This window comes from Flavobacterium aquidurense, assembly GCF_031458035.1.
In the GTDB taxonomy this organism is placed as follows: Bacteria; Bacteroidota; Bacteroidia; order Flavobacteriales; family Flavobacteriaceae; genus Flavobacterium; species Flavobacterium aquidurense_C.
This window is the reverse complement of record NZ_JAVDXR010000001.1, coordinates 557802-584166: the sequence shown is the minus strand read 5'-3', so window position 1 is coordinate 584166 and position 26365 is coordinate 557802. Positions and strand designations below refer to the sequence as shown.

Here is a 26365-nt window from a genome sequence, read left to right as displayed (position 1 = left end):
ATTCGTGTTTACAACAACAATCCCACTTTACGTTTCCATTCCTCATAAAAAGGAGGATTGGTTAGCATTAAGTTTCCTTCTTTATCTAAAAATACCTGAACAGTTTCTCCGGTGCAGGCCACTTCGCCTTTTTCATCTATGATTTTAAAACGGTAAATCATTTTTGCGGCCGGTGTATCGACAACGGTTGTTTCAATCGTTACAACATCGCCGTAACGCAAAGACAATTTGTGCTCGCATTTTGATTTTACAATTGGTGTTGTATAACCTGTTGCAGCAATATCTAAATAGGTAAGTCCGTGTTCGCGTCCAAAGGCTTCTCTTCCATCTTCAAAATAGGTAATATAATTGCCGTGCCAAACGATTCCAAGCGGATCAGTTTCGTTAAAACGAATTCTGATTTCGTGCGAAACGGTTAGGGAAGTGGCTTCGTTATACTGTTCTTTTCTTTTTGTCATAAAATAAGGCAATGGAAGTTGTGATTATAAAGAACAAAAATAGCAAACTTATTTTTGGGATGATTTCGACGAATGATCCGTTGCGCAATAACACATCATAAAAAGCTTCCAATCCCCAATTCATAGGTGATGATTTGGCGATAATCTGCATAATTTTTGGCATCGCAAAAACGGGAACCCAAACACCACCAACGGCGGCTAAAATGATTACACTCGTTGCGCCAAACGGAGCTGATTGTTCCTGAGTACTCGCAATAGTTCCCAATAATATTCCGAAACCAATGGCACCAAAACCTGAAAATAAAGCCACAACACTCATTAAAAACAAATGCCCTTCAACATTTAAGGATGGCAAGCCAATATGCGGAAAAAGGAAAATCGCCACCGCCACCATCATATAAAACTGAATCATACAAATCAGTAAATACGTAATGGTTTTTCCGATGATGATAATTAAATTCGAAGTTGGATTGGTCAATAAACGTACAAATGTTCCCTGTGATTTTTCTTTTACAATATTGATAGACAACGGAATCACAATAAAAAATATCGCAAAAAGTGTCCAGGCCGGAACGTTGTGCTGAACCGAATTCGGTAATACTTCTTTGTTGTTTATTCTCGGAATAATCTCCTTGAAAGTGATGAAACTCTTTTGTTCAAATTGGGTATTTTCTTCTCCTAATTGATTTTGGAAAGTCGTGTAAATGGACTTGGTTTCAATTTGAGAAATCATTTTGTCGATAGCGTTCATTACCGAAGTTTTGAAACTCATTTGAACGGCCGGATCAAAATACAATTTGACTTCTTTTTGCTGAATTATTTTTGAAGTTTCCGGTTTGGCAACAGAATCGGTAAAACCCATTTTACTCACAATGTTTTGTACATTCTGATCAATTTTGGCCTGTAAATCAACACTTAAATATTTCGGAATTACAATCGCTAATTTAAATTTTCCTTTGTAAACATTTTCTTTGGCAACTTCTTCCGTAATGGGTTGATTGTCGATTTGTGTTACAACATCGAATGCATCATTTTTTTGCAGATTATCAAAAACCGTTTTTGAAACTGAACCTTTGTCGTTATCCACCAATAAAATCTGAATTTTATTGTCGCTTACGGTTTTAAAGGTACTATCCTGAATGATAGTAACGGTGATTACAAGGATCAGAGGCATGATGAACAGAATGATCAAACCGCCTAAATCACGTTTAAGTAGTAAAAATTCTTTTACTATCGACATCCAAATTTTATATAGCATCTCTAAAGTCTTTACCGGTTAATGAAATAAAAACTTCTTCGAGATTTCTGGCTTCTTCAACAGACGCAATCAAATTTGAAGGCGTGCCTTGGGCATAAATTTGGCCGCGGTCTAAAATGGCAATCGTGTCGCAGAAATCTTCGGCTTCCGCCAAATGATGCGAGGTATAAATAATCGTAGTTCCGTTTTGGTTTAATACTTTTAGATAATCCAAAATGGCATTTTTAGATTGCACATCAACACCAACCGTTGGTTCATCTAAAAATAAAACCTTCGGATTGTGCAGAATTCCCGCAATCAAATTGACTCTTCGTTTCATTCCGCCCGAAAAGGTTTCAATGCGTTTATCGGCGAATTTTAAAAGTCCCAAAAGATCTAAAGCTTCGATTACTTTATCTTTTAAATCGGAACCTTTCAAACCGTACATACTTCCAAAATAATGCAGGTTTTCGCGCGCCGTTAAGGTTGGATAAAGCGCATATTCCTGTGGAACAACACCAATTATTTTTTTGATTTTGGAAGAATGATGCGAATAATCCAGATCATTAATCGTAAAATGCCCTGAAGTTGGTTTGATCAATCCGCAGAGCATCGAAATTAAAGTGGTTTTTCCGGCGCCGTTCGGTCCAAGTAAACCAAAAATCTGACCTTCATTTATGTCCAGCGAAACGTCGTTCAAAGAAAACATTTCTGCGTCTTTGTACTTTTTTGATAGGGATTCTATTTTTATAATGGGAATATTCATTTATGGCTAAGCAAGATGTTTTTCAATATTTTGCATGGCTATAGTAATGAATTTAGGATTGGTAAACATTGTCTTTTTTCGATCACTCCATTTTTCCAGATAGGAAACAATTTCATTTATAGATTTAGTATTTTTGTCCATCATTATAAAATCAATTGTAGAGAGTAATTCTAAGCCAAAATCAGCATAAAAACCAGATAAAAAAGCTTTTGTATTTTTTACAATATCATTATATTTTTTATTGTCATTGTTTTCCAAATACTCATTTACATCTTTTTCTGCATCCAACATTATTTCCAATTCATCAAATGGTTTCTTATCTTTTGAACTATATCCCGAAATATAACTGCCATTCAAATAGTATAAAACATGTTTTACTTTTCCAGAATAAGGGCCATAAAAATTTGGTTGAAATTCTAATTTGAATTCTTCTTTGGCTCCAAATCTTTGTAAAAAATATGCAATTTTTTCAGATGTGAATTCAGAAACAAATTCGCCATTTTTTACTAGATCAAATAAAACAGACAAAAGCATTGCTCTTGCGGGTGTTAATTTTACTCTTTCCTTTTTTAATACCTCCAAAACTGTTGAATTTGGTTGATAGATAAATATTGTAGAATCGATATCTTTTAAATATTGCTCCATTAAATTTTTTACCCTATTCCAATCTAATCCACCATTACCTGCACCAAGAGGTGGAATGGCAACGGACTTTATTTTTTTTTCTTTAATAATTTCAACTAAATCCCTTAAACCTAACTCAATATATTCATATTCAGAAGGTTTTCTCCAGTCTGTTTTGGTTGGGAAATTAATAATTATTTTCTTTCCTCCTAATAATGAAGATTCTTCAGTAACAAACATTTTCCCTACTTTAACTTCATTTAGTTTGCATGCTTGTTTATACAATTTATAGTTGTTAGGATATTGATTTTTAAATTGCAATGCAATTCCTTTACCCATAATACCTACGGTATTTACTGTATTTACTAAAGCTTCTGCTTCGCTTTCTAATAAATTATCGTTTTTATATTGTATCATGTTTTAAAAATAGTAACGGTTAATGACTTTTATTTTTCGTTCTTCAATTCCTAAACCGAGTAATTTATTCTTTGCATTTTCATTAAAAACTACAAATCCTAATATCGCATTAGTTGGAATGTCATTATCAACTAAAAACTCGGCTTGTTTTCTCCTTTTCTTATCTAAATCATTAAGATCCTTAAAATTAGGATCTTTAGAAATTTTAAGGTCAACCAGATTTTCAATATCTTCTATGTTTTCAGAATTAAATTGAGTACTTATAGTTTCAATCGCATGTCCATCCGTAAAGATATAACCAATATTGGAGTCTATAATTTTTTGAACTGATGAAACACAATATACAATGTCTTCAGGATTAATCTTCTTTACATTGTATCCCTTTTGAATTACATATAACATTGGTGTGAGGATGCAAAAATAAAAAGGAATGTAATCTCCAAGTTTGTTGCCGTTTTCTAATAAAAACTCGTTACGAGTACTTATTAAAGTACTATCACCAATAGCAACATAATCTAAATTTGCATTTTGAGAACGGATATGTGTAATTCCATATTCAAGAATATGTGAGATATTCTCAATATGAGTCATTCTATATAAATAAATTTTGCTCAAATCAGACATTGTACAAATGTAGTTTTTTGTTATTTAATTTCTGGATTTTAAAAATGAAACTAAATATACTAAACTTTTAGCTGATCGCTTTTTTTAGTTTTTTGAAAAAGATTTCTTCGCGATTCGCAATGTCCAAAAGCTCATTGGCGATGGCGTTGTAAGCGTCTTCTTTAGCGCTTCTGTTTTTGTAAATTCGGGAAGCTTCTACGGCAAAATCTCTCCAGGAATCTCCAATTTTGGTCATTTCTTTCGAAAGATTTTTCAATTCTTCATTCCCAAGAATAACTGAAGCTTCTTGTAAAAATGCGGCATAAATAAAACGGAAACCACCGCCTCCGGTTCCAATTTCTTCCTGCATGCGCACCATTTGCGCCAGGTAATGATTGGCTTTTCTGACACCGTGTTTTGCAGGCCATTTTCTGATTCGGCGCGAAACAAATTTAATTCCGCGAACACCGACAATTGGCATTGGCGCCAACATAGTGCGGCACGTATCTTTGATTCCTTTGATGATGGCACTTTTAAAATCAACTTCACTCGGAACCTGAATTGGATAATACATTTGTCCTCTTGGCGCAAACGCCCCTTTGGCAAAACGTACTTTATCTAATTCATCATGGGTTAAAGTTGTAACGGTTTCCATCACAGGATCGCTGATTAAATAATCGGTTTCGGTTTTTCCGTAAACGACTAAATTGTGTGCGTTGAAATGAAAACGGTATTCATCCGGAAAATAAGTAAGGTTGTAAACGCCAACTTGCAATCCGGTTGGAATATTATTTTTTAAATTTTCGTCTAAAGCCTGAGCGGCATTTGAAACAGAAGAAAATTTTTGTCTTTTTATTTTAAGATTTAGACGGCTTGCAACTTTATTAAAAATTTGTCCAGGCAAAGTTCTGTAACTGATGGCCGGCGCATGATTTACTTTTATAAAAGGCAAATACACGAACAAAAGTCCGGAACCAATTCCGAAAACCATCGGTTCGCTGATGTTCAGTCCGCTGTTTTTTAGCAAATTTGACGCTACTCCATTTTCACAATGAGCAGATTGATGGTGTGTAAATGTAACTTGCATTAATCTGTTTTAAAGTTTTTTAATTCGGCTATTGAAATGTCAAAAGCGTCGGCATATTTTTGTAAAGTCTTGTCGTTTAGTTTAGCGAAAATAGTTGGTTTAAAATGTCTTTTTACACGCCATTTCCACATGTCAACATAACCTGCAAGAATCGTAAGATCCATTTTATTGAGTTCCATATAATAACAAATCGGACTCACTTCACCAATCTGAACTTTTAGTTTTGCTTCTTCGGCACGTTCCTTTATATCGTCGATCGCGTTCGAAAGTGCAATTGCTTTTGGTTCCCAGCCCGTACTTAAAGCGGTGGTATAATTGCCGTTTTCATCGGTAGCATAAACGAGTTCTTTGAGGTTCTTTTTGCTTAAATTTCCATCGTGCTGAGGTACATTTTCTTTTTCCATGACGGTTAAATTTCGATTAGAATTATGTTGTTGCGGAAATTATTTTTTGAATAAACAAATTGATTTCACCTTCTAAAAGTATTTTGTCTCCGAGTGCGCTTTCACAGCTCATCGTGCATAAAGTATAATCTTCGCCAACAAATTTTGACACTAAATTTGCTTTGGTAATAATCGTGTGACCCACTTTTGGAAGCGAATGTATTTTTAAATTTTTAATGGCGCTTATAAAACCTATAACGTTGACATTTTCATTTTCTGTACCATCTTCCTCAAAAAAATACTTTTTTCCAACAATTGCAGAACAGGTTTGTGCGGTGTTTTCGATTAATCCGGCTTCTATGAAAGTTTTGTTGTCAACGAAAACATTGTCTTCTTTAATCAAAAATATGGTTTCTACGAAATTGGCATCGATGTCTAAAATCAAATCAACCATAAGCATCGGAGCCCGATGAGGTAAATAATTTTGGATGTCAACTTCAGTTTTCATTATCATATTATTTAGCCAAAACTGTTTTCATTTGCCCTTTAGCAATCTCTTCATCATTCAAAGTAGTTACAATATTTACCATAGTAATGCCGGCAAATTCCTGTAAAATTGTTATCGTTGATTGAATCGTATCGGTAATTTCAGGCAATTTTTTTATTTCAATATCTTTAAGAGAACCAATATAACCAGTTGGTGCTGTTTCGTTTTTCAAAAAAAACTGATAACTCGTGTGCAAAGCCACAGATTGCGCCATGTGTTCGATTAATCCGGCTTCTAAAAAAATATTTTGGTCAACGAAAATATTGTCTTTTTTGATGTTCAGTCCAGAAATTAATGATGTTTCAGAATAAGCAAACATGCGATCGACCATTACAAAAGGGAACTTTTGCGGCAACAGGTTTTCAACAGCTTCTTTTTCTAAAACAATAGTTGTTTCCATCAGTGAACAGTTAAATACGCGTATGCAAATGAGAATCTGCCGCTTTCAGGAACCGACAATAAAATACGATCTCCTTTTTTTAATTTTCCGGAGTACATTAATTCTTCAAGGGCAATATAAATTGAGGCCGATCCGACATTTCCAACTCTTAAAAGGTTCATAAACCATTTTTCGTCGGCAATTACAATTCCTTTTTCGTTTAAACCATTTTTTAATCCTTCGACAAAAAAGTGAGAAGAAACATGTGGTAAAAAATAATCAACTTCTTCAGCTGTAACATTATGCTTTGCCATGGCATCGCTCATGCTTTCAACACCTTTTGGCAAAATAAATTGATCGAGTAATTTTACATCCTGTTTTACAGCAAAAACCGATTCGTTTAACCATTCATCAGGTTTGTAATCGCTCCATGGTTTGATATCGCCATTTTCTAGTTTATCACCCCCAGCGTACATGCAGGCTTCTAATTCGTATGCATAAGAATACGATTCCATCCATTCGATTTTTAATGAAATGTCTCCGCTTGGTTTATTTTCCAATAAAAAAGCACCGGCTCCGTCAGATAACATCCAACGTAAAAAATCTTTTTTGAAAGCAATAATAGGCTGTTCTTCCAGATTTTTTAAATTGATGATTTCGTGATTGTATTTTTGAGCCGAAAGCCAGGTTGAAACTTTTTCAGAACCTGTACAAATGGCATTTTGAGAATTCCCGGATCTTACCGAAAGAAAACCATATTTCAGGGCATTCATTCCGGAACAGCAGATTCCAGTTGAAGAATTCAATTCTACCGATTTATTTTTCAGCAAACCGTGAACCATTGCGGCGTGTGAAGGCGCAAAAAGATCAGGTGATGAAGTTCCGCAGGAAAGTACTTCTACATCCTGGTCTGAAAACTTTGCATCAAATAATTGTACGACAGCATTTCGGGTTAATTCGGCATTACTGTGTGTACTTTTACCTTCTTTGTCAACAGCGTAATATCGGCTTGTAATTTTATTATTACGTAAAATAATGCGTCTTGCTTTTGAGGCAGTATCGTTTATAAGTCCCAAATAGTTTTCCATTTCATCATTTGAAACAGCTTCATTTGGCAAATATTTTGCGGCTTTGGTAATATATACGTCAAACATAATTTAATTTCCTCTTCTAAACTCCCTGATAATATTGAGTTTCTTTTTTTATTTTTTTAAACTTAAATGGATAAGTAATAATATGCAATATATAGACTATTGGCGAGATTAGCCATATAGCTAAGAATAAATAAACATAAAATATTTTAAGAAGTGTTTTTCTATTTTTTTGATTTTTATGAATGAAGTTAGACCATTTATTAAAAATTTTATTCGCTGTTTTATCGACGGTAACCAAATACGAGCTGATTTTTACAGCACCGATTTTGGCTAATTTCGGTTGTAATTCATCTAATTTATTCTGATTGAATTCCGAAAGCATGATTTTTCCAAATTTATCTGATTCCTTAATATCCTCGTCAGAAACTCCCGGCAACGGAAAAAAACCTAAATATCTTTTCTTCACTCCGGAAAACATCCAGTGTACAATCGTAATCACACTGATTAAATTTCCAACACGATCAACTAAAGCGACATTTCCAACCAATTCTGCATTTACATCACGCAATAAAACTTTGACTTTTTCCTGCGCCATAATCCACATGTTTCGGGAACCATTTATTGTAATGACAGGCGTATTATTCAGAATGGTTTTTGCAGCATCACTTTTTAGAAAAGAGTTCATCGGGATCGAAGGCGACAAATACCAAACCTGATAATGCAGCAGCACAAGATCGTATTTTGTGTTTAGGATTTCTTCAGAAACCGGTTTCAAGGCTGTCGGAATTTGTAGAAAAGATTCTGGGAAAGCATCAAAAAAAGTAGTTTTATTCCAAGGAAAAGGAAATGGTTTTTCTAATTCAATTTCGTGAAAAGTTACCTTTATATCCTCAGCGTTTAAAAAGGGTTTTGAAATATTTCGTGCAATCGATTCTAGTTGCCCGGATTGAGAATAAAAAATAACGAGCACATTTTTCATTTGGTTTGAAGGCTTTGGTTGAAAACAAAAATAAGTAAATTTATTTAAACGAATTTTCTTGTTTATTAATTCGTTTTATAGTGGAATGTTGAAAAAGTTTTTCGCCACGAATTCACGAATTTTTATAAAAAAAGAGGCTCAAATTCTCATAGCTATTAAAAAAATAAATTCGTGAATTCGTGGCGAATTTTTTAGAATTTCAAATCATTCCAGAAATCGAAATAATTGAACCATTGCAAGGGATATTTTTTCAGAATACTTTCGACACTTTTTACATATTCTTGTAATAACCCTTTTTCATCCCGATGTTTAACGGTTGCTTCTCTGGCGTATAAGTGGTAATGTAGATTAGGTTCTTTCATTACATAAACAAACACAACCGGAACTTTCAATCTTGAAGCAATTAAAAACGGACCAGCCGGAAAGTTGGCTTCTTTGCCCAGAATTTCTGCAGAAAGAAATTTGACGCCTTCAAAATAGCGGTCTCCGGTAAAGCAGACTAATTCATTATTTGCCAGCGCCGCATTGATCTCAAAAATATGAGTCAAATCGTCTTTGATAATGATGAATTTTATAGTCGGTTTTTGTGAAACACTCTCCAGATAATTTTTTATGGCCGAATGTTCTAAGTCAGTAGTGACCAAATTGATTTGAAAATCAAGATCGATTTCACCGAAAAAATGTTCGGCGATTTCAAAATTTCCAACGTGCGCGCTAATTAAAACGCCGCCTTTTTTCTCGGCCAAAAGTTTTTTCAATATTTCAACGCCGTCAAATTCGTAAGTGAATTTGTTTCGCATTCCTGCAGAAATCGAAATTTTATCAATAATAGTCTGTCCAAAAGTATAGTAACTTTTGAAAACCATTTTTTTGGATTTGATATAGGAAAAATTAAGTCTTTCTTTAAAGTAATAAAAAATAGCGCGATTGCTTTTTTTTAGAAACAGAAAGTAATAAGAAGCGACAAAATAAAGTACGACATAAGCAGCCTTGACACCCGCTTTTTGTATCAAAAAAACGAATATTCTATAGCCTAAAACTGTTCCTTTTGATTTGCCATCCCATTGACTCATTAAGCAGTTTTAGCTTTTAATTTGGTTTCGATAAGGTCATAGAAGTTTTGAAAAGTCGCGATTCCAACAAAATCAGCTTCAACCAGTTTTACACCAAAATTAGATTCAATTGAAACTACTAAATCAACATAATCTAAACTGTCTAACCCAAGTGTATCTTTTAAATTAGCATCTGGTTCAATTTCATCATTATCTACTTCAAATTCATCAACCAAAAAACCATTAATTCTTGTTATAATCTCTTCTTTATTCATTGTTTAATTTAAACTTTTTAACCACCAACGCAGAGTTGGTTCCTCCGAAACCGAAAGAATTGGACAAAAATATGTCAAATTTTTTGTTTAAAGTAGTTTTGACCAAATTTAATTTAGAAGCATCTTCATCAGGATTTTCTAAATTGATGTTTGGCGCAATGAAATCATTTTGCATCATGATGATAGAATAGATCACTTCGCTTGCTCCGGCCATCCAACATTCGTGGCCAGTCATTGATTTTGTGGAGCTTACATATGGATTTTTTTCTCCAAAAACTTCAAAAATTGCTTTAGCTTCATTTCCGTCTCCAACAGGAGTTGAAGTGGCATGCGCATTAATATATTCGATATCTGTAGCTTTTAACTGAGCATCGTCAAGTGCGCGTTGCATGGCTATCGAGGGTCCTTCGACATTTGGGGTCGAAATATGTCCACCGTTTGATGAGAATCCGTACCCTACAACTTCGGCAATAATGTTAGCGCCTCTGGCAATTGCCGATTCGTAGCTTTCAAGAATTAAAGTGGCTCCTCCGCCTGACGGAATTAATCCATCGCGATCAGCATCAAAAGGTCTTGAAGCTTTTTCAGGCTCATTTTCTCTGTTTGAAAAAACGCCCAAACCATCAAAACTGCTCATCGCATATTTGTTGATTTCCTGAGCTCCACCTGTAATAATTATATCCTGAAAACCGCTTTTTATTAAAAAATAAGCCAATCCGATAGCATGTGAACCGCTCGCGCAGGCCGCACTTACCGTTAGATTAATGCCTCGAAGTTTAAAAATGGTAGAAAGATTCATGGTTACCGTCGAATTCATCGATTTGAAAATCGCTCCGGAACCTATTAATGCCGTATCTTTTTTCTCGCGGACAATGTCTGTGGCATCAATAATAGCTTTAGAAACGCTGTCGTTTCCGTACATGATTCCCACTTCTCGTTCCTCAAAAAAAGCATCGTCAATGTTAGCATTTTTCAATGCTTCAATAGTAGCCATATAAGCATATTCGGTTTCTTCACCAATGCTCATACGCTGTCTTCGGGTCAGTAAATTTTTCAAATCTGCTTTTGGAACCACGCCCGTTAAAGCCGATTGAAAACCAAATTCTTTTCTGTCAGCATCAAACTGAATACCAGATTTTCCGTTGTATAAAGATTCCTTTACTTCATCTAAAGAAGTTCCGATACAAGAATAAATTCCCATTCCAGTAATTACAACTCTCTTATTCATGGTGTTTTAAAGTAATTTTTAGTCCTTAAGTTTAAATGTTTTTAACACATAGAAACATAGCTTTTGTAAACTCAAAAAGGCGTTTCACTTCCTTGAAAAAACATAGCTGGCTATGTGAAAGAAATATATTTCTTTTTTTGTATTCTTTTTGCACATAAAATCTATGTTTCTATGTGTTTAAAATCTTTTTTAAGAATATATTCCTCCGTTTATGTTGATAATTTCCCCGGTAATATAACTGGCTTTCTTCGAAATCAAAAAACTCACTAAATCTGCTACTTCTTCGGCTTCGCCAAAACGATTCACTGGAATAAGTTTTAGCAGTTCTTTTTCGTCTAACTGGCTCGTCATGTCGGTTCTTATAAAACCCGGGGCCACAGCGTTTACCGTAATATTTCGTTTCGCAACTTCTTGTGCCAATGCTTTTGTAGCGGCAACAATCGCGCCTTTTGCAGCCGAATAATTGGTTTGTCCAGCCGTTCCTTTTACACCTGAAACCGAAACCATATTAACAATTCGGCCATATTTATTGCGAAGCATTTTTTGAATGAAAAATTGCGTCACATTAAAAAATCCGTTTAAACTTGTATTCACAACGCCGTTCCAGTCTTCGGGAGTCATCCACATAAAAAGGCCGTCTTTTGTAATTCCGGCGTTATTTACAATGGCTTCAACAAGAGCTTCTGGATTGGATTCCTGCCATTTTGTTAAAACATTTTGAACTTCTTCAAAATTAGAAACATCAAAACCTAAAATTTCTCCGGTTGCTCCTAATTTTTGTACTTCCAAAAGTGTTGCTTCGGCAGCTGTTTTATTCGAATGATAATTAATCAGAATATGATAATCGGATTCAACGGCTAATTTTTTACAAATAGCACTTCCAATTCCTCTTGAACCGCCTGTTACTAATACACATTTCATAATTTAACTGTTTATCAGATAATCTTTTACTTGTTGCACAAACGGATACATTACCTGATCTTCCTTAAATTCCGGAATTATATTTCGAACATCATCGTACCATTTTTTGGTAACTGATGAAATTTTATTTTTTTGATTTAAATAATCAATCGCCTGAACAATCGTGATCATTTCGATGCTTAAAACTTCAAAAGCATTTTCGATTACTTTTGAGGTAATCACCGCTGCATTTGTTCCCATGCTTACAATATCCTGATTGTCATTGTTGTTCGGGATACTGTGAACGTACATTGGGTTGGATAACATCTGGCTTTCGGCAGTTGTTGAGGTTGCTGTGAACTGTACACCCTGCATTCCGAAATTAAATCCTAATGTTCCTAAATTGACAAATGGAGGAAGAATTTCGTTGATTTTTGAATTCAGTAAATAATTCAATTGACGTTCTGCCAGCATTGTTAATTTGGTAATTACGATTTTTAGTTTGTCCATTTCAAGCGAAATATAATCGCCGTGAAAATTACCTCCGTGATAAACATGTTTGTTTTTTACGTCGATAATCGGGTTGTCGTTTGCCGAGTTAAATTCGTCTTCCAAAATAGAAGCAACATTGTTGATCGTTTCTAAAACCGGACCTAAAATTTGAGGCACACATCTTAAAGAATAATATTCCTGAACTTTTTCCTTGAAGATTTCTTCGGTGTTTTCTCCAGAATATAAATGGTCTTCTCTTTTACGGATTAAGGTACTGTCAGAAAGATTTTTTCGCATTCTTTCCGCTACTTCCTGCTGTCCTTTATGACGTTTGGTTTGGTTTAATTCTGCAGAGAAATGATCGTCATATGCCTGAACCAATTCGTTGATGGCGCAAGAACATTTTAAAGACCAGTCTAATAATTTGTTGGCATGATGCACATTGACAACGCCAATTCCAGTCATAACCGAAGTTCCGTTAATCAAAGCCAGACCTTCTCTAATTTCTACCTGAATGGGTTTTAAACCTTCAATTTCGAAAACCTCCGGAGTGGGTCTTCTTTCGCCTTTATAAAAAACTTCGCCTTCTCCAATTAAGACCAAAGCCAAGTGTGATAATTGTACTAAATCGCCGCTCGCTCCAACACCGCCATGTTCAAAAATTAGAGGCGTAATATCACGATTAATTAATTCAGCCATCAAGTGGATAACAGAAGGATGAACTCCTGAATTTCCTAATGAAAGCGTGTTTAGTCGAGCTAAAATAGCTGCTTTTGCACAAACCGGACTTAATGGTTTTCCGGTTCCTGATGAGTGGCTTCTGATTAAATTATATTGCAGCTGAATTTGGTCTGACTCTTTAATTCTATATTGAGCCATCGGTCCAAAACCAGTATTTACACCATATATGATTTTATTTCCTGAAAATTCTTTCAGAAAGTTAAAGCTTTCGTTAACCCGATTTAGAACGACATCACTGATAGCAACTTTATTATTTCCAAAAATGATGGATTCGAATTCGGCTAAACTTAAATATTCATTAATTGTATTCATTAAATCGGTTTTGATTGTGCTAATTTAATTTTATTTATCAAAATAAATGTAGTTATTTTGATGAAGGCAAATGTAAGTTAATAATCAATAACATTTTTAATATGACAAAGGAGTTTGTTGATGTTTTAGTGATTGGTGCAGGACCTTCAGGATGCGTTTCGGCATCATATCTTCATAAAAATAATATCAAGATAAAAGTGGTGGAAAAAGCAAAATTCCCCAGACTGGTGGTCGGCGAAAGCCTTATTCCGCGAGTGATGGATCATTTTGCCGAAGCTGAACTTTTTGAATGTCTCGATGCGATGAATTTTGAAAAAAAGCTCGGCGCTCGTTTTATCAGAGGAGAAGAAATCTGTGTTTTTGACTTCAGTCAGAAATTTGGTGAAGGCTGGGATTGGACGTGGCAAGTACCGCGCGCTGATTTTGACAACACGATGGCGCAGGAGGTTATTAGAAAAGGAATTGACTTAGAATTTGAAACAGAGGTTTTGGAGGTTTCTTTTGAAGGAAAAAATTCGAAAACCATTGTAAAAGATGCAGCTGGAAATTTAAAAGAAATTCACGCGAAATTTATCATTGATTCCAGCGGATACGGGCGTGTTTTGCCAAGACTTTTGGATTTGGATACGCCTTCAAAATTAGATCCGCATTCTTCGATATTCACACACGTAAAAGATATTAACCGACCAGAAGGCGAAGAAGGAACTCAAATTTCATTTGATATTCTGGAAACCGAAGTTTGGCTGTGGGTAATTCCGTTTTCGAATGGAAATACAAGTTTAGGTGTTGTCGGCCCGACTGATTTTATCAATTCATTATCCGAAAATAAAGACAATGCCGAGGCTTTGCGAAATGCGATTCAGCAATCGGATTATTATATTAAAAGATTTAAAGGAACCGAGTTTTTGTTTGAACCGGTGAAACTGGAAAATTATTCGAGAGCGGTAAAAAGAATGTACGGCGACGGTTTTGCGTTGACGGGAAACAGTTCTGAATTTTTAGATCCGGTTTTTTCGTCGGGAGTTGCTTTTGCTACGGAATCAGGAATGTTGGCCGCAAAATTATATATCAAAGAATCGCAGGGAATTGAAGTTGATTGGGAAACTGAATTTACAGCTTACATGAAAAAAGGAATTGCGGTTTTTACCACTTACGTGAAAGAATGGTACACCGGAAACCTTCAGACTTTGTTTTTTCATCAACCTGAAAATCTGGATGTGAAAGAGAAAATTTGTTCGGTATTAGCTGGATATGTTTGGAATGAAGAAAACCCTTTTGTAAAAAAACACGATCATGTGATTCAGAATATGGCCTATCTACTGAATATGCAAAAAGAAGAAAAAGAAAATCAAGGTTTTTAAATTTAAGAATGCTGGCGTTAGTGCAATATTATTAAGTTAAGGAGCATTTCTTGAATACTGTATTGAACAAACTTCTTGTAAAGAGCTTCACCTTTTTTGAATAGACTCCAGCTTTAGCTGGAGAGTTTATATAAATCAGTTTGAATGGCTTTAGCCAAAAACACATGATTTGGCTAAAGCCATATTATGCCACTTATTAAATTCCTCCAGCTAAAGCAGGAGGCTAGTCAATAATAAAAACGTGACAACTTTTAGTTTTAAAATACAAAAAGAGGATACCAAATGGCATCCTCTTTTTTTCTTCAAAAAATAATATAGTAAAAAATTATACTACCAGAATTTTACATATAAAGCTACAATAACTAATAATGTAATTACGATTAAAACTGTAGTTTGTGGTTTTACTTTGAACATTTCAGAGTCAATTTCAAACGCTTTTGGATTCACTTTAGGACCAGCGAAACTGATTCCGATCATCGCTAACATTGTAAAGAAGAATGATAATCCCATACAAATGTGGAAAGGAATTTCGAAAGCACCTTTTCCGTTAGGATAAGCAGTGTATAACAATGTTTCGTTTCCGAATAACATTGGCGCATATTCGTTGAATAATACGGATAATACAAAACCTAAAATTACACCCACGATTGCAGCAGATCCAGTTGTTCTTTTCCAAAACATACCAAGGAAGAACATTGCGAAAACTCCAGGGCTAATGAAACCTGTATATTTTTGGATGTAAGTGAATCCACCCACTCCGCCAATTCCTAAAACATCATTCCAAGTAAATAAAACAGCTAGAAGCATTGCAGCAAAGACGGCAATTCTACCAATATTTACCTGTTGTTTTTCACCAGCTTCTTTTTGGATGTATTTTTTATGAATATCTAAAGTATAAATAGTAGAAATACTGTTTACTTTTCCAGCTAATGAAGCTACGATTGCAGCAGTCAATGCAGCTACAGAAAGTCCTTTTAAACCTGTTGGCAAGAATGTCAACACAGCAGAATAAGCGCCATCTTTTCCTCCAACTAATTGTGGTAAATGTCCGTTTTGGTATAAAACAAAAGCAGCAATACCAGGTAACATTACGATTAAAGGCATTAATAATTTTAACATACCGGCAAATAAAATACCTGTACGAGCCGTTTGCAAGTCAGCACCTAAAGCTCTTTGAGTGATATATTGGTTACATCCCCAGTAGTTTAAGTTGATGATCCAGATACCGGCAACATAAGACATCAAACCCGGGAAAGTTAAATATTTATCGATTTCAAGCTGAGATGAAGTAGCCGTTGGTCTTGGGATAATCATTTTGAAATGCTCAGGAGCTTCTTTCATTAATACTTTGAAACCAGCAATGGCATTTTCACCCACTCCAAAATATTGACCTACAGTAGTTAATGCAATATAAGAAGTTACAAGACCACCGATTATTAAAACAGCAACCTGAATAACGTCAGTATAAGCAACAACTTTCATACCTCCAAGAGAGATAATTAAAGCAAAAACGGCCAAGCCCACCATGATTACGTGAAGATATTCTCCACCAGCAAGACCATTAATAGCGACAGCTCCTAAATATAAGATTGAAGTTAAGTTTACAAAAACATATAAAAACAACCAGAAAACTGCCATAATCAATGCAGTAGATTCGTTGTAACGTGTTTTTAAGAATTGAGGCATCGTGTAAATCTTGTTTTTAAGATATACAGGAATAAACCAAACGGCTACAATAATTAAAGCAACAGCAGCAAGCCACTCGTATGCAGCAACGGCAATTCCTAAAAAGAAACCTTCACCGCTCATTCCAATAAATTGTTCTGCTGAAATATTTGAGGCAATCAATGAAGCTCCAATAGCCCACCAAGTTAAATTTCCTTCAGCTAAAAAGTAAGCTTTTGCATCGTGCTCGTCTTTTTTACGCTTACTGTAAACGGAGTAACCGTAGGCCGAGACCACGATAAAATAGATGATAAAAACCGCATAATCTGCGAAAGCGAGGTTCTGGTTCATTGTTAGTAGTATTTTAAAATTAATTATAGGTGATTGTTTGTTTTTTAAATTTAAAAATCAGCTTTTTGATTGTTTTGTCTGACTAAAAATACGATATGTGTTTTATTTATGTTATTTTTTTGTCAAAATAAGAACGAAAGCCAAAAGTATAATAAAAATTGATATTAACACTACGCACAAATGTGTTTTTTACATTTATAAACGGCTTGTAATGTTAAATTTTAATCGTTTTTTTATTTTGATGCCACTTTATCGCTGATAGTTTCTTTGCTTTTGTAATGCACAACTGATTGCTGTCTTAAAATTTCGGCGCTTTTTTCAGGTGTGATGTCACGTTGCGATTCGCCAAGCATTTCATAGCCAACCATGAATTTTTTAACCGTTGCAGATCGAAGCAAAGGCGGATAAAAATGCATGTGAAAATGCCATTCCGGATGATCGAAGCCATCAGTTGGTGCCTGATGAATTCCTGAAGAATATGGAAACGAAGTGCTGAATAAATTATCGTATTTCGTAGTAAGTTCTTTTAAAATCACAGCATAAGAACTGACTTCATCAGCTGTAAAATCAGTGATTTTTGAAATCGCTCTTTTGCTCAAAATCATCGTTTCGTAAGGCCAGATTGCCCAAAACGGAACTAAAGCCACAAAATGATCATTTTCGATAACGATGCGATGTCCCGATTTTAATTCGGCCTGAAGATAATCTTCAAGAAGTGTTCTTTTATTTTTATCGAAGTATGATTTCAGACTATTGTGTGTTTTTTCAACCTGAGTTGGCAGTGATGATTGTGCCCAGATTTGTCCATGCGGATGCGGATTACTGCATCCCATTACACTTCCTTTATTTTCAAAAATCTGAACGTGATTGATGTATTTGATACTTCCTAAATCAGTGTATTCTTTTTGCCAGGTTCTTATAATATTTTCAATTCCGCCAAGATCCATTTCCGGTAATGTAAGATCGTGTCGTGGCGAAAAGCAAACCACTCTTGAAATTCCCTGTTCCGGTTTTGCTTTAAAAAACGTGTGTTTAATATCTTCTTCAAAAATAATTTCTTCCTGTTTCATGGCAGCAAAATCATTTTCAAAAACAAAACTGCTTTCGTATTTAGGATTATTTGCTCCGTTGGCGCGAACATTGCCCGGGCATAAATAACAAGTTGAATCATATTTTGGTAACGCTTCGGTGGCAACAGTTTCATTTTGTCCCTGCCACGGGCGTTTTGCACGGTGCGGTGAAACTAATACCCATTCGTTAATTAAAGGATTGAAACGTCTGTGTGGATCTTCGTTAATGTCAAAATTTTTCATTGTAATAATTGTCTGGTATTAAAGTAGTGTGGTTCCGTTTGAGATTTTTACATCATAGAATTTTAATTCAATTCCAAATGTATCTAAATAAAGTTTTGAAAATTTACGTTTAACCTCATTTTCATTTCCTTTTTTAACCAAATTTATAGTGCAGCCACCAAAACCACCTCCCATTACACGCGAACCAATAATGGCATCATCAGCTTTTGCAGTGTCTACCAGCATATCTAATTCTTCACAGCTTACTTCATATTCTTGTGATAAACCATAATGTGTTTCAAAAAGCAATTGTCCTAAAAGTTCTATATTTCCGTTGTCTAAAGCTACACAGGCTTTTATAACACGGTTAATTTCTTTCACTACAAAATGTACTCTTTTAAAAACAACAGGAGTAAATTGATCCTGAATGCTTAAAAGTTGTTCTTCAGAACAGTCTCTGAAACTTTTAACTTCAGGAAAATGATTTTTTATGATTGCCAAACCTTGTTCGCACTCTATTCTTCTATTGTTATATTCAGATGTAAACAGTGAATGTTTTACGTTACTATCAAATAAAATCAACGAATAATCTTTGAAATCAGCATCGTGATATTCAAAATCCAAAGTATTGCAATCCAATTTGATTACTTTATTTTCAAGTCCGTGAACGCTCGAAAACTGGTCCATGATTCCGCAGTTGATACCAACCCAATGTTCCGCTTTTTGTCCCATCAAAGCAACATCAACCTTCTCAATTTTCAAATCGAATAGTTCCTTAATTCCGAAAAGCATTCCGCATTCCAAGGCTGCCGAAGACGACAAACCAGAACCAACCGGAATATTACTGCTGAAAACACAGTTGAAACCTTCAAAAGAAAATCCGTTGTCCTGAAGCTGTTTGATAACGCCACGAATATAATTTGTCCAGACAACATCGCTTAATTCAACCTTATCAGTCAAATCAATTTCAAATTCTTCATTTAAATCAATGGCGATTACTTTAGATTTTTTGCTGTTGCTTTTTTCGAAAGCAAAACAAATTACTTTGTCAATTGCAGCCGGTAAAACGTAACCGTCGTTGTAATCGATATGTTCTCCAATGATGTTGATTCTTCCTGGAGAAAGTACAATTTTCTGGGGAGCTGATCCGAAAGATTTCTCAAAAAATGCCGTGGTGTCTTTTATTAAAATGTCATTCATTATTTTGTAATTGTAATAGTGTTGTCTTGTAATTTATCTGATGTCGCTTTTAGTATTATTTTGCTTTTTAAATTTTTTGTTTTCAGAATAATAGTCGCAATTCCGGCTTCGGCTTTTACAGGATTTTCTCCGATAATTTCAGCATTCCCTCCGCTTAAAGCGAAAGTTACTTCGTTTGTCGCCGTTGGAATAACCGTTCCATTTGCGTCTGTGATTTTAGCATAAACGAAAACCATATCCGGAAAATCAGGATTGATTTGTTTTGATGAAAGATCATAACTCAATTCAATTTTCGAAGCTGTTTCAGGAGTTTTGACACTGTTTGAAGCCACTTTTTTTCCGTTGATAAATCCTTCTGCACGTAAAGTTCCGGCTTTGAATGCCGCCATTTTGAAAATAAACGGAGCATGTTCCAGCTTATCACTGTTAGTATTGATTAATGGTTTTTCTTTCGAAACCAAAACATCATTTAAGTATAAAGCTACTTCGTCACAATTGCTGTAAACGGTAACATTTAATGGCGATTCCGGAGTCCAGAAATTCGCAATAGTAACCATTGGTCCAGAGAATAATTTTTTATCCAAAACTACATTCGCATCGCGCTGGCTTTGATAAAAATAGTTAGCAAATTTCGGAATTCTGAAAATATCACTGATTCCTGAACTCTCTAAATCCGGGCTGTAACCACGATTATAATCGAACATTACCCAATTTGCCTCTCCAATTGTTGATGCTCCTTTTCGGTTTGAGTTAGAAGCTTCCTGAAAATTGTAAGCTTGTTGTAAAAGCCTTTTTTCTCCTGCGCTTCTTAACTGGCGGGACGTTCTTTCTTCCTCTTTTAAGTTCGCAAATTCCGTTTGGTTGAAACCCGCGTTTTGAGCATAATATTCCCAGTCACCATATTCTGCGATGAAAATTTTACGATTTCCTTTGTTGTACTTTGTCCAGTAATCCGGTGCTTTTCCATGTTGACGTGCCGGAATAAACAAATCATAATTTTCGTTATCGATCCAGCTTGCTGTATAATTATGTTCAAAAGGTAATTCTTCTTTAAGCGTTTTTGTCGCTTCTTTCATGAACTCTTTGCTCATGTTAGTTTCGTTTAGCGAAGCTTCCCAAAAAATAATACTCGGATGATTTCGGTCTCTTCTTGCCATATCGCGAATGTCCTGATATGCATTTTTCTGGAAGGTTTCACCTCCAAAAAACTGCCAGCCCGTTAAGCTGTTCATCACTAAAATTCCAAGTTCGTCGCAAGCATTTAAGAAAGCTTCTGCATGCGGATAATGTGACATACGCACAAAATCAAAACCGGCATTTTTAATTTTTACGGCATCACGATATTGCGCTTCGTCTGAAAGTGCATAACCCAAATAAGGATATTCCTGATGCTCGTTGGTTCCGTTGAGGTAAATTTTTTCGTCATTCAAATAATAACCGTCCGCTCTTAATTCTGATTTTCTGATTCCGATTTTTTCTGAATAAGAATCAATCGCTTTTTTATCAGAAATAATCTGAACTTCTAAACGATATAAATTCGGATTATAAATTGACCATAATTTTGGATTTTTTATCGAAATTTTCTGCGTTAAAGCAAAATCAGCATTCGCTTTTACCGTAAAATTCTCCGATTTAAATTCGGTTTTTTTGCCTTTATTATCCGTCAGAATAAATTTCAGGGAAGCAGTTTTATCACTTTCAAATTCATTTTTAACATGAACCTGAACAGTTCCTAAAGCTTCATTTTTGTTGATGTTGCTGAAGTTTGCATAAATTCCGCCACTTGCTACTTTGTTCGCATTAACAGCATCGGTTATATGAAGTTTTGAAGTGGTAAGCAAATAAACATTTCTGTAAATTCCGCCGTAATAATTAAAGTCTAAATCCTTCAAAGGTTTCCCCGGCAAGAAATCCGGATTGTCTTCATTGTTGACTTTTACTTTAATGGTGTTTTCGTTATTTGCATTTAAATAAGGTGTCACATCAACCGTAAAGGGCAAATAACCACCTTTATGATTGGTGATTTTTTTATCGTTGATCCAAACATCAGCTTCCTGCATTACACCTTCAAAATAAATAAAGGTTTTTTGGTCTTTTGATGCTGTAATACTGAATTTCTTCTGATACCAAGAAGTTCCCTGAAACTGTTTGATGACAACTAATTTTTCAAGTCGTGCTGTGTGCGGAATTGTTACTTTTTTCCAATCTGATGTTGAGGTTTCTTCTCTTTTAAATTCCCAATCAGCACCAAAATTTACTTTCGTACGCGATTGTGCCTGTGCTTTTCCAAAAGAAAAAGTGATAAGGAATAAGAAGAATATATTTTTAAAAATTAATTTCATTTTTATCTTTTTAACCATTAAGAGATTAAGTTTCATTAAGCTTAACTTTCTTAATTTCTTAATGGTAAAATTTTCATTATTACTTAATATTATAATTTACTTTAATTTTTCAAATTTGTAAACAGTCGTCTGATTATATTCTTCGTCTTTTTTCAAAACTGAATTCGGGAAATGCGCCTGATTTGGAGCATCCGGAAAATTTTGAGTTTCAAAACAAATTCCGCTGTTTGGATGGTAAACTGCATTTTCTTTTCCTTTCAGAATATCAAAACAATTTCCTCCCACATAGATATGAACGCTCGGCTGATCTGTGTAAACACTCATTTTTAAGTTATTTTTCTCACTGAATAATTGCGCGGCAACTTTATCGTTAGAATCAATTACAAAAGAATTATCAATTGGAAAAGGACAATTTTTAACCGTTCTAAAATCAAAATCATGATTAGAAAGATCCGTAAATTTTCCGGTCGGAATATTATCAGCATCCGTTTCTACCATTTTAGAAGCATCGATAAACATTTGCTGATTTAATACTGAAGCGTCATGTCCGTCAAGGTTAAAATAACTGTGATGTGTCAAATTAATAACCGTGTCTTTTGTCGTTGTCGCCTTGTAATCTAATTTTAATTCGTTTGCCTCAGTTAAAGTATACGTCAGGTAAACGTGCATTTCTCCCGGGAAATTTTCATCTCCGTCTTCGCTTAAAAGTCCAAAAGTTATTGATGGATTTTCTCCGTTTGTGATGTCAGTTACATTCCATACTCTTCTTCCAAAACCAATATTTCCGCCATGCAAAGTATTGCCATTATTATTGCCCACTAGCTGAAAAGTTTCATCATTTAAGGTAAATTTTCCTTTGCTGATTCTTCCTGCATAACGCCCAACAGTAGTTCCAAAATAAGGAGCACTTGGTAAATTATAAGATGACAAGTAAGATTCTAAAGTATCAAAACCTAAAACAACATCGACTAGTTTTCCTGAAACAAGCGGAATTTGTAAGGAAGTTACCGTTGCGCCATAATTGATAAACTGAACTTTCATTCCGTTTTTATTGGTCAGTTCAAAAGAGTGAATTTCTTCGTTGTCAGGCATTAAACCAAACAATTTATAATTAGACTGGTCTTGAAAATGAGATATATGTTTTATTTCCATAATATTTTTACAAAATGTGAAATTCAAAAGTAAAAACATTATTGAGGTTTGCATACCAGTACCTACCAGTTTTTTGTATATTGCATCAAAATTCTATTTTTATGAATATCATTTCAATTCAGAACAATCTCGGTTTACCAAAATATAAGCAGATAATTCTTTCAATAGAAAAAGCAATCGAAGAAGGAAAACTGGTAAAAGGAGACCGTCTTCCGTCAGTAAATAAAGTTTGTTTGGCGTTTTCATTATCACGCGATACGGTTTTGTTAGGATACGATGAACTCAAAAAAAGAGGAATTATTTACGCTATTCCCGGAAAAGGCTATTACGTGAAAAGCGTTGAAATTGCAATAAAACAGAAGATATTTTTACTTTTTGACGAGTTGAATATTTTTAAGGAAGATATTTATAATTCATTTTTAAATAACATTGGAAAAAATGTTCAGGTAGATATTTTCTTTCACCATTTTAATGTTCAGGTTTTTCAAAAACTGATAAATGACAGCAACGGAAATTACACGAAATACATTATCATGCCGACCGACTTAAACGATATAGTCAATTTGATAAAAACCCTACCAGTAAACGATGTAATTATCTTGGACCAGACCAATCCGGACTTAAAATCGTATCCGGCGATTTATCAAAATCATAAAAAAGATATTTTTGAAGGATTGGTTAAAGGGAAAGCCCGATTAAGCAAATACCAAAAACTAATTTTAATTTTCCCTGGATTCAGAGAGCCGCTCGGAATGAAATTAGGTTTTGAAGCTTTTTGTTCCGAATATCATTTTGAGTCTGAAATTATTACGGAATTCGGTGATCGTGAAATTACGCTTGGTGATCTATATATTATTCCGAACGACCGTGACTTGGTTCGTGTAATAGAAAATGCGAGCAATCAAAACCTGAAATTGGGATCAGATTTCGGAATTATATCCTACAATGAAACGCCGCTGAAAAAAGTTGTGGCAAGCGGAATTACAACAATTTCAACTCATTTTGAAATGATGGGAAAAATTTTGGCCGAGATGGTCATCAAAGGAAGAAACGAAAAAATCGAAAACAAATCGTCTCTTATTATGCGAAATTCTTTGTAGAAGTTTAAAACTGTTTTTCTTTCGATATTAGTCATATCACAATCAAATCTATTTTTGTTTAATAAATCGACAAATTATTAATTAAAAAAATAAGAAATTTTTCTTGTTTATGTGAAATTATTTTATCTACATTTGCAAATGTAATTTTTACACTTATTATTTTTTGCTTTACTTCAGAATTGCAAAATCATTTCATTTGAAGTAAAAAAAGTCGACAGAATCAAATTATTAAAATATCAAAAAAAGAGAAATATGAAATTTTTTATAGATACAGCAAATTTAAAAGATATTAAAGAAGCCAATGATTTAGGAGTTTTAGATGGCGTAACCACAAACCCGTCATTAATGGCAAAAGAAGGAATTACGGGAGCGCAAAATATCCTGGATCATTATATAAAAATCTGTGATTTAGTAGATGGAGATGTAAGTGCTGAGGTAATTTCGACAGATTTTGAAGGCATGATTGCCGAAGGAGAGAAATTAGCTGCCTTGCATCCGCAGATTGTTGTAAAAATTCCGATGATAAAAGATGGTGTAAAAGCAATTAGATATTTTGCAAACAAAGGAATTAAGACGAATTGTACGTTGGTGTTTTCTTCAGGTCAGGCGTTATTGGCTGCAAAAGCCGGAGCGACTTATGTTTCGCCTTTTATTGGTCGTCTTGATGATGTTTCGACGGACGGAATGAATTTGATCGAAGAAATCAGATTGATTTATGACAATTATGGTTTTGAAACGCAAATTTTGGCGGCTTCAGTTCGAAATGTAATGCATATTATTAATTGTGCAAAAACAGGATCTGATGTTATTACAGGGCCTTTAAGCGCAATTGAAGGTTTACTGAAACATCCATTAACGGATATTGGACTGGCTACTTTCCTTGCAGATTATCAAAAAGGAAATAGCTAAGATTTTTTTTTCTCGCAGATTCTAAACTAAAGTAAATGTGCTCGATCTGCCAAATCTGCGGGGGATTATTTTTTTTCAAAAAGAAAATTTGTTTAGTTTTTAATAGTAGTTTTATTGAAGTAAAAACCCTGAAAGTGTGAAGTTTTCAGGGTTTTTTATTTTAAAAGAAAAAATAGCCACAGATTACAGGATTAAAATGATTTTTAAAAATCGGTGTTAATCCTTTAATCTGTGGCTAAAAATTTTTATAAATTCAGAACAAAATCGTTAAGTAATTTTTCTTCGTATTTTTCTTTGTTGAATGTGTAGAGGTAAGATCCTTTACGGGACGACTGCATGTCTTTTTCATCTAATTTATTCAGAATTTCTAATGAATTAATTTTACTGATGAAGTTTCGTTTGTCTAGTTCTTTACTCAAAATTGCTTCGTATAATTCTAATAATTGGCGCATGGTGAATTTTTCAGGCAGTAATTCAAAACCAATTGGTTTTATCGAAGTTCTGTAACGTAATCTTTTAATGGCGTGCTGTACCATTTGGTTGTGGTCAAAAATTAAGTTCGGAGCGTCGGTGATGCTAAACCACTGTGCATGATAGTTTTTGATCAATTCCGTATTGTGGTTTTCAATATTAATTAAAGCATAATAGGATACTGATATGGTTCTTTCGACTGGGTCACGATCAATTTCGCTATAGGCATATAACTGCTCCATGTAAATATCGTTTAGCCCGGTGTAGGTGTGCAATATTCTGATTGCGGCGTTATCCAGTATTTCATCGCGTTTTAAAAACCCTCCAATTAGAGACCATTTTCCTTTTTCAGGCTCAAAATCCCTTTTAATTAAAAGTATTTTTAATCCCTCATGGTCAAATCCAAAAATGATACAATCTACTGCTAAGAGAACTTTATCGGCAGAGCTATAACTGTTTAGCATATTAAATATTTTATTGGTAAATATATAAACTTCCTAATACGTTTCATAATTTATTAATGTAGTTTGAACACTTAAACCGAATAATTGGATTGAAATGAAAGTTAAAGGAATTAGTTCTCCAACATCAAATTTAACATACATTTTAGATTTTCAAACGTTTTCGGAATTAAAATGAGTTGATTTTTGAAAAAAAGAAGCTAATTTCAATCAAAGAAAGAAAGTCCAAAACAGGATTTTTTTTACAAAAATAATATTTTTTCTCGCGTGAGTTGATTCCAAATTACATCGTTTTCGAAATTTTTTCAGACCTCTTTTTTTGCTTAAAAAGTTGCTTTTTTGCAAAAAGTGTAAATTTTACACAAATAACATTCAAAAAAGGTCTTTTTTTTGAAAAAAACATTAATTTATTAATGTTGGTTTTACACTTAATTTATGATATGTATTTTTTTTCACTACTTTTTTTATGATTTTAATTTGTTTTTAA

At 34.3% G+C, this 26365-nt stretch carries 25 protein-coding genes; 3 read left to right on the top strand and 22 right to left on the bottom strand.

Features of this window, described 5'->3' with window-relative positions; all coding sequences use genetic code 11:
• Positions 1–8 precede the first annotated feature (8 nt).
• From J2X17_RS02470 to flxA, 16 genes are all read right to left on the bottom strand, one after another.
• Positions 9–458 (bottom strand): acyl-CoA thioesterase, encoded by a 450-nt coding sequence (locus tag J2X17_RS02470; protein ID WP_310294345.1) that lies wholly within the window; start codon positions 456–458, stop codon positions 9–11.
• On the bottom strand, positions 433–1698 hold the full coding sequence (locus tag J2X17_RS02465) for an ABC transporter permease (protein ID WP_310294344.1): 1266 nt from the start codon (positions 1696–1698) through the stop codon (positions 433–435). Before J2X17_RS02465 ends, J2X17_RS02470 begins: the two co-directional genes overlap by 26 nt.
• 7 nt (positions 1699–1705) lie before the next feature.
• Positions 1706–2404 (bottom strand): ABC transporter ATP-binding protein, encoded by a 699-nt coding sequence (locus tag J2X17_RS02460; RefSeq protein WP_409025235.1) that lies wholly within the window; start codon positions 2402–2404, stop codon positions 1706–1708.
• A gap of 63 nt (positions 2405–2467) precedes the next feature.
• Complete coding sequence (gene darG, locus J2X17_RS02455; RefSeq protein ID WP_310294340.1) at positions 2468–3502, bottom strand: type II toxin-antitoxin system antitoxin DNA ADP-ribosyl glycohydrolase DarG; 1035 nt, start codon at positions 3500–3502, stop codon at positions 2468–2470.
• A gap of 3 nt (positions 3503–3505) precedes the next feature.
• Positions 3506–4126: a type II toxin-antitoxin system toxin DNA ADP-ribosyl transferase DarT gene (darT, locus tag J2X17_RS02450; RefSeq protein ID WP_310294337.1), complete on the bottom strand. Its 621-nt coding sequence runs from the start codon at positions 4124–4126 to the stop codon at positions 3506–3508.
• A gap of 67 nt (positions 4127–4193) precedes the next feature.
• A complete protein-coding gene (darH, locus tag J2X17_RS02445) occupies positions 4194–5192 on the bottom strand; it encodes a BtrH-related acyltransferase DarH (RefSeq protein ID WP_310294336.1) in 999 nt (332 codons plus the stop codon).
• Positions 5192–5596 carry a flexirubin biosynthesis protein DarG gene (gene DarG / locus J2X17_RS02440; protein WP_310294333.1) on the bottom strand — a complete coding sequence of 135 codons (405 nt, stop codon included), beginning with the start codon at positions 5594–5596 and terminating at the stop codon, positions 5192–5194. The genes darH and DarG overlap by 1 nt, the downstream gene beginning before the upstream one ends.
• Before the next feature lie 22 nt (positions 5597–5618).
• Positions 5619–6083, bottom strand: a complete 465-nt coding sequence (locus J2X17_RS02435) for a hotdog family protein (RefSeq protein WP_310294331.1) — start codon at positions 6081–6083, stop codon at positions 5619–5621.
• A 7-nt stretch (positions 6084–6090) separates the two neighbouring features.
• Positions 6091–6522, bottom strand: coding sequence for a hotdog family protein (locus J2X17_RS02430; RefSeq protein ID WP_310294329.1), 432 nt, complete (start codon positions 6520–6522; stop codon positions 6091–6093).
• Entirely contained in the window at positions 6522–7655 is a 1134-nt protein-coding gene (darB, locus tag J2X17_RS02425) for a dialkylresorcinol biosynthesis protein DarB (RefSeq protein WP_310294327.1), read from the bottom strand. The genes J2X17_RS02430 and darB overlap by 1 nt, the downstream gene beginning before the upstream one ends.
• A gap of 16 nt (positions 7656–7671) precedes the next feature.
• Positions 7672–8574, bottom strand: a complete 903-nt coding sequence (locus J2X17_RS02420; RefSeq protein ID WP_310294325.1) for an NADPH-dependent FMN reductase family protein — start codon at positions 8572–8574, stop codon at positions 7672–7674.
• Between the two features lie 191 nt (positions 8575–8765).
• A complete protein-coding gene (locus J2X17_RS02415) occupies positions 8766–9647 on the bottom strand; it encodes an LpxL/LpxP family acyltransferase (RefSeq protein WP_310294323.1) in 882 nt (293 codons plus the stop codon).
• A complete protein-coding gene (locus J2X17_RS02410) occupies positions 9647–9901 on the bottom strand; it encodes an acyl carrier protein (protein WP_310294321.1) in 255 nt (84 codons plus the stop codon). Before J2X17_RS02410 ends, J2X17_RS02415 begins: the two co-directional genes overlap by 1 nt.
• Entirely contained in the window at positions 9894–11129 is a 1236-nt protein-coding gene (locus tag J2X17_RS02405) for a beta-ketoacyl-[acyl-carrier-protein] synthase family protein (RefSeq protein ID WP_310294319.1), read from the bottom strand. The genes J2X17_RS02410 and J2X17_RS02405 overlap by 8 nt, the downstream gene beginning before the upstream one ends.
• Positions 11130–11318: 189 nt before the next feature.
• Positions 11319–12050 (bottom strand): flexirubin biosynthesis SDR family reductase FlxB, encoded by a 732-nt coding sequence (gene flxB / locus J2X17_RS02400; RefSeq protein WP_310294317.1) that lies wholly within the window; start codon positions 12048–12050, stop codon positions 11319–11321.
• Between the two features lie 3 nt (positions 12051–12053).
• Positions 12054–13574, bottom strand: coding sequence for a flexirubin biosynthesis tyrosine ammonia-lyase FlxA (gene flxA, locus J2X17_RS02395; protein WP_310294315.1), 1521 nt, complete (start codon positions 13572–13574; stop codon positions 12054–12056).
• Positions 13575–13675: 101 nt separating this feature from the next.
• Here flxA and J2X17_RS02390 point away from each other — a divergent pair, with 101 nt between their 5' ends.
• A complete protein-coding gene (locus J2X17_RS02390) occupies positions 13676–14935 on the top strand; it encodes an NAD(P)/FAD-dependent oxidoreductase (RefSeq protein ID WP_310294313.1) in 1260 nt (419 codons plus the stop codon).
• A gap of 330 nt (positions 14936–15265) precedes the next feature.
• Here the strand turns inward: J2X17_RS02390 and J2X17_RS02385 are convergent, their stop codons facing one another.
• The 5 genes from J2X17_RS02385 to J2X17_RS02365 form a co-directional block, all read right to left on the bottom strand.
• Positions 15266–16951 carry a sodium/sugar symporter gene (locus J2X17_RS02385; protein WP_310294310.1) on the bottom strand — a complete coding sequence of 562 codons (1686 nt, stop codon included), beginning with the start codon at positions 16949–16951 and terminating at the stop codon, positions 15266–15268.
• A gap of 233 nt (positions 16952–17184) precedes the next feature.
• Entirely contained in the window at positions 17185–18264 is a 1080-nt protein-coding gene (locus J2X17_RS02380; RefSeq protein ID WP_310294308.1) for a UDP-glucose--hexose-1-phosphate uridylyltransferase, read from the bottom strand.
• Between the two features lie 18 nt (positions 18265–18282).
• A complete protein-coding gene (gene galK, locus J2X17_RS02375) occupies positions 18283–19443 on the bottom strand; it encodes a galactokinase (protein WP_310294307.1) in 1161 nt (386 codons plus the stop codon).
• A complete protein-coding gene (locus tag J2X17_RS02370; RefSeq protein WP_310294305.1) occupies positions 19443–21785 on the bottom strand; it encodes a glycoside hydrolase family 2 protein in 2343 nt (780 codons plus the stop codon). The genes galK and J2X17_RS02370 overlap by 1 nt, the downstream gene beginning before the upstream one ends.
• A 96-nt stretch (positions 21786–21881) precedes the next feature.
• Complete coding sequence (locus J2X17_RS02365) at positions 21882–22937, bottom strand: aldose epimerase family protein (protein WP_310294302.1); 1056 nt, start codon at positions 22935–22937, stop codon at positions 21882–21884.
• Between the two features lie 101 nt (positions 22938–23038).
• On the opposite strand from J2X17_RS02365, the gene J2X17_RS02360 reads away from it, so the two are divergent.
• Entirely contained in the window at positions 23039–24037 is a 999-nt protein-coding gene (locus J2X17_RS02360; RefSeq protein ID WP_310294299.1) for a GntR family transcriptional regulator, read from the top strand.
• 252 nt (positions 24038–24289) lie between these two features.
• On the top strand, positions 24290–24946 hold the full coding sequence (gene fsa, locus J2X17_RS02355) for a fructose-6-phosphate aldolase (RefSeq protein WP_310294297.1): 657 nt from the start codon (positions 24290–24292) through the stop codon (positions 24944–24946).
• 245 nt (positions 24947–25191) lie between these two features.
• Here fsa and J2X17_RS02350 read toward each other — a convergent pair whose 3' ends face one another.
• Entirely contained in the window at positions 25192–25881 is a 690-nt protein-coding gene (locus J2X17_RS02350; protein WP_310294295.1) for an NUDIX hydrolase, read from the bottom strand.
• Between the last annotated feature and the right edge of the window lie 484 nt (positions 25882–26365).